This is a genomic window from Brevundimonas sp. UBA7534 (assembly GCF_002479325.1).
GTDB lineage: Bacteria > Pseudomonadota > Alphaproteobacteria > Caulobacterales > Caulobacteraceae > Brevundimonas.
In genome coordinates this window covers 7,488-12,303 of record NZ_DLMO01000008.1, presented here as the reverse complement: position 1 = coordinate 12,303, position 4,816 = coordinate 7,488, and the positions used below count along the sequence as shown (strand labels likewise).

Here is a 4,816-nt window from a genome sequence, read left to right as displayed (position 1 = left end):
TTGAAGGCGATCTCCGCCTCGTCCAGCCCGGCCTTCATCAACCAGGCCTTCACATGATCGGCGTGGATCATGTCGGTGTCTGTCTGATCGGCCCCTGTGCGTTCGACCTGCACCAACAGAATGGGCCGGATATAGCGCCCGCCGTCTGCCAGATAGGCGTCCACGCTGGCATCAAGGCCGTTCAACCTGTTCAAGGCGGCCCGCATGGCGGCCTGCCAATCCGTGCCCGGCACAGGCTCCAGGTTGAGGGGCATCTTGATCATGCCCTCCCGTTCCAGTTCCCGCCCGGTGATCTCGACCAGGATATTGGCGTGGCGGCCGGGGGAGGCCGCTTTGGTCGCCGTCGCCTTCTTGGGCGCGACGTCCACCGGGGTGGCGCTCAGTTCCAGAACGAAGCAGGGATTGAAGTCGTAGAGGGTCCGGAAGGCCAGATCGGACACCGCCTTCTGGCCCTCGTCCATGATCACCACCGGCCGGATGATCCGAAGGGCGTTGCCCACCGAATCCTTGATCATCGGCCAAGCCGGACCACCATCGGCCAAGTCATAGATGGTCAGATTGGACACGGCCTTCAAAAGCTCGGAGTGGGCCGCCTGATCGCCCTCCGGCGGGGTGAACCCATGCACGTCCCCGCGATCCTGAAACAGCTTCAGCGTGCTCTGGTTCTCGCGGTTGGACGATTGCAGCATCAACACCATGACGCACAGGTTGGCGTCCACGTCGGCGCGTTTCAGCGCATCGCCTTTCTCCAGGACGATCACCCGCCCAGCGGCGGCGCGGTCCAGCGTCTGGCGGTAGGGGTGATCACGGTCACGCAGCGCCTTGATCGTCTGACTATAGATCGCCTCGTTCGGCACGATCCAAAGCACAAAGCCGGTGTTGGCCTTCAGATAGCCGCCAAAGATGCGCGAGAGGCCGGCACAGGCCAGATACGTCTTTCCGCCGCCCGTCGGCACCTTCAGCGTCGCATTCGGGCAAGGCCTGCCGTCGCCGGTCAGGCGTTGGGAATAGCCAAGCAAGACGCGACCGGACGGCAGTTGCCCGGCGGCGGCAAGCGTTGTCCACGCCCGTTCAGGGTAGTGGGGAAGCTCAAGCCCAAGATCAGGGTCCGCCGCCGCCAAGGCGGCCACCTTGTCGTAGCGCGGCTTCTCCGCCGACAGGGCGACCAGATACGCATCCAGCGCCGCCAGCGCGCGCGCCTGATAATCGAGTTCGCGGAACGCCACGGCCTTAGGCCGTTTCGACGCGATAGAGGGCGAACGGCAACGGCGCATATTCGACCGCCAGTTTTTCCGACGCCAGCAATTCGCGCGAGACGAACTTGGCCGGGGCGAACACCAGATGATCGCCCGGCGCATCCGCTGCGATGGCCCGCGCGCGGGTCAGGGTCAGCGCCGCCGCGCCGGACTTCAGCCAGTCCAGATCGGGCTGATAGATCAACCACAGATGACGCCCGCCGCCTGCGCCGATCCGCACGACCCCCTCGCCCACGTCCGGCGCGGGCTTGATGTCGGCGAGGTCCAGCGGCTTCGACGTGGCGGTCAGATGCAGCAGGGCCGCGACGGCGTCCACGGACGGCAGGTCTGAACCGGTCAGCAGCCCTTCCATGTCGATGGGCGCGCCAAGGGTGCAATAGGTGAAAGTTCCCCCCAGGCCGGGCGTCGTTTCCGTTACGTCCCGCTCGCCCGTGACGATCAGGGCGCCGTCTTTCACCTCCGTCTTGATCCGGTCGAAACGCGGCCCGTCCAGCGTCTCGCATCGCTGCACCTTTTCGTGCAGGGCGGCGGCGTTCTTCAGCTTGGTCCAGGTCAGGGGCTCGCGCAGCAGTTCCTCGCGTTGGGTTCCAGCAAAGGCGTAGCCACTAATGACTCGGCGGACCCTCTCGGCAGTGAGGCGGTCGGCGTAGTCTTGACCTTCAACAAGGATAAAGCGGCGACTGCCGCCGTCGCGGGCGTTGGCCGCCAAAACGGCATGGGCGGTGGTTCCAGAGCCTGAGAATGAGTCCAGGACCAAACTGTCCGATTTTGTCGCTATATCGAGTATCTTGCTGAGAAGTCTCACTGGCTTTGGCGTGGCGAACTGTATGTCGAGACCGAAGGCGGCTAGTTCCTTGCTTGCCTCATCCGTGTGTCCAGAACTCTCGTGCGGCCACCAAGTTGTAGGAACTACGGTGTCCGCGTCCTTTAGGTAGCGCTTAAATGCGGGCGCGCCGCCGCCGCTTTTTCCAAAGTACGCCAAGCCACTCTCAACGATGGCCAGCCACTGGTCTTCTGTCCGTGACCAGCAACGCCCTTTTGGTGGCAGCCTGATCTCTCCAGACGGCGTCTTGATGGGATAAGACAGGTTCTGACGCACATTAGGTGCATCCCACGGAATGGCACGCCATGCGCCGTTTGGATCATTGTCTGGGTTTGAATACTGAGCGCCCTGCTTCCCGCTTCTTGGAAGCTCATTTCTTACTTTTTTCCAAGTCTCGCGAGCCTTGGAGTAAATTAGTATGTAATTATGAGAATTCGATACAGAAGCATCGTTCGATATGGAATACCGAGCCTGCCAAGAAATTTATGCTACAAAACTTTCTTCGCCAAAAATCTCGTCGGCCAGGCATTTCGCACGATGATATTCATTGTCATCGAGAGTAATCCATAGGCTGCCGTCTTCGGCGAGGAGTTCATGCAGCAGCTTTAGTCGAGGCCACATCATGCACGCCCACTTGTCATGCCGCAGGCCGTCTTCAATCCCGATGGGGTTGGCCTTCAGCCATTCCTTGATCATCGGCGAGTTGACGTTGTCGTTGTAAGCCCAGCCCTCGTTGCCGGTATTGTAGGGCGGGTCGATGAAGATGCAGTCCACCTTGCCCGCATGGGTCGGCAGCAGCGCCTTCAGGGCGTGCAGGTTGTCCCCGTGGATGATCAGATTGCCATCCAGGTCCGGTTCGCCGATCCCCTTCGTTTCGTCGGGAACCAGCGGGCGAAACGGCACGGTCAGGTGGTGGTTGTAGACGAATTCCTTGCCCTTGAAGACCAGTTCCGTCACGCGCAGCCCCTCCCGTTGATCGCATCGAATAGCAGCCCCTATCCCGCCGCGCCAACAGCCCTCGACATCATCATGGCCTCTATCCGGACCAACCGTGCTTCCATGGATTCTGGTGCGGCGCCGGTGGTGGCCTTGACGCCCATTTCCCGGATCAACGCCGCCTGTCTGTGCGAGGCCACTGCGCCATAGCTCGTGAAGGTGGTCAGCACCTTTTCGTGGCCCAGGTTCTGCGACCAGGCCTTGAATTCTTCCGGCGTCCTGCAGACCTGCTCGCCGAACTGGACGAGGGTGTCGCGGATCGAGTGGGGCTTAAAATAGGGCAGAGCCGCACGCTCGAAGCCTTCCCGAAAGATGCGGCGGATCGGTTCGGCCGTGCTCCAGTGCTCACGCTTCAGCCCCACCGCCACGAACCCGCCGTCCGGGCCGATCCCCATGCGCGTCGCAGGAAACAGGGGATCTCCGTCCGACCATAACAGTTCGCGGCGCAGATGCTGGACCCAGGCGGTGAAGATCGGCAGGGCCTCGCCCGGCGCCGGAAAGAACCAGGTCGAAAACGTCTTGGAGAATTTCGTCCTCACCTCGCGCGCATCCTGATCCAGCCGCGACTGCGCCAGGTCGATATGCTTTAGCTTCAGGGACGCCAGTGCGCCGTCGCGGGCGCCGGTCAGCAGGGCGAAGGCGATCAGCGCCCGATCCCTCATTTCGATATCCGTGGCGGCGGGCGCGCAGGCCAGAACATGGTTGACCTGTTCCACCGACGGGAACGGCTTTTCGCGAACCGCGCGGGCGATCCGCACGTCCTTTTCCGACAGGTTGAAATAGTCGGCGTCCGAGTAGCTGATCTTGCGCTTGTAGCCCGGCTGATCGGCCAGCCAGATGAAGAAGGTCCGCAGCGCCGACAGGGTTGAATTGACGGTGGCCCGGCTCAGACGTTCGCCGGTGCGTTCGCCGGTCTGTTGATCCAGCTTGCGCTTGAACGCCACCGCCTGTTCCCGATGAAACTTGGCGAAGTCTCGATATCCGGTGGACACCTCAAAGCGGGCCAGGGCCTTGGCGACCCCGTCCACCGACGCCTCATTCCGTCGCCGTGCCTCGCGCAGATAGATGAAGTAGGCGCGCTTGATCCGCTCGTTGGCGGGGTTGTGTTTGGCCATGTCGTTTCGTCCTGTCGCTAGGCACAGATTACGGAGGGGGGCTGGCGCTCTTCTATGTGCGGCGCTCCCCTCACGATCCGAACGGGGGTTCCGAACATGATGTCTGGCAGGGACGCCTCGCTGGCTCGCCGGAACATCCGGCATCCGCAGGTCGCACACAGGGCGCGCAAAGTGCCTGCACCCGCGATCCGGGCCTCGAAAACCACCGAACCGGAAGCCGGTTCGCGAGGTGCGCGGCATTTGCAGCAATACAGGGCGCCGGGCTGGCAGGGGCGCTTGGCTCCGTCCCGTCGGGCTTGCAGAAAGGCACGCAACGCCCGCCCCTGAAACATCATCGGGCGGTGGTCATCTATGGCGGGCAGCCCGGCCTTGAACCATGCCCGGACCGTGTTGCGATGAAGGCCATATAGGGTCGCCACCTCATCGACGGTGTAGGAGCGGTTCAGCTTCGCCAGGCCGGGGTTCAACCTTGCCAAGATCGGTCGCCCTATTCGCTGCCGAGAAGGCGGCGGATCGACTCGACCTTGACCAGCGTCCGACGGCCCATTTTGACCGCCTCCAGTTTCCCTTCCCTGATCAGGGCATAGATCGAAGTTCGGCCGAGGCTCAGATGGCTAGCCGCCTCG

At 62.5% G+C, this 4,816-nt stretch carries 4 protein-coding genes and 1 pseudogene; all 5 read right to left on the bottom strand.

The annotated features are described in order from the left end of the window. On the bottom strand, nt 1-1,226 hold a 1,226-nt coding region (locus B2U11_RS00470), incomplete at its 3' end, for a DEAD/DEAH box helicase family protein (protein ID WP_292069003.1). 4 nt (nt 1,227-1,230) lie between these two features. After that, a pseudogene (locus B2U11_RS00465) lies at nt 1,231-2,853 on the bottom strand (site-specific DNA-methyltransferase). 221 nt (nt 2,854-3,074) lie between these two features. Further along, the gene (locus B2U11_RS00460) at nt 3,075-4,190 is read right to left on the bottom strand and encodes a tyrosine-type recombinase/integrase (protein ID WP_292068999.1); all 1,116 of its coding nucleotides are present in this window, start codon (nt 4,188-4,190) and stop codon (nt 3,075-3,077) included. Nucleotides 4,191-4,207: 17 nt separating this feature from the next. Then, entirely contained in the window at nt 4,208-4,657 is a 450-nt protein-coding gene (locus B2U11_RS15685; protein WP_414632919.1) for a helix-turn-helix domain-containing protein, read from the bottom strand. A gap of 20 nt (nt 4,658-4,677) precedes the next feature. Then, nucleotides 4,678-4,816, bottom strand: a 139-nt coding sequence (locus tag B2U11_RS15680; RefSeq protein ID WP_414632920.1) for a helix-turn-helix domain-containing protein, incomplete at its 5' end; no start/stop codon positions are given.

What these genes read in the sequence shown, in the direction of transcription:
- B2U11_RS00460 (WP_292068999.1), bottom strand. Translation starts at nt 4,190, where the DNA reads ATGGCCAAACACAACCCCGCCAACGAGCGGATCAAGCGCGCCTACTTC.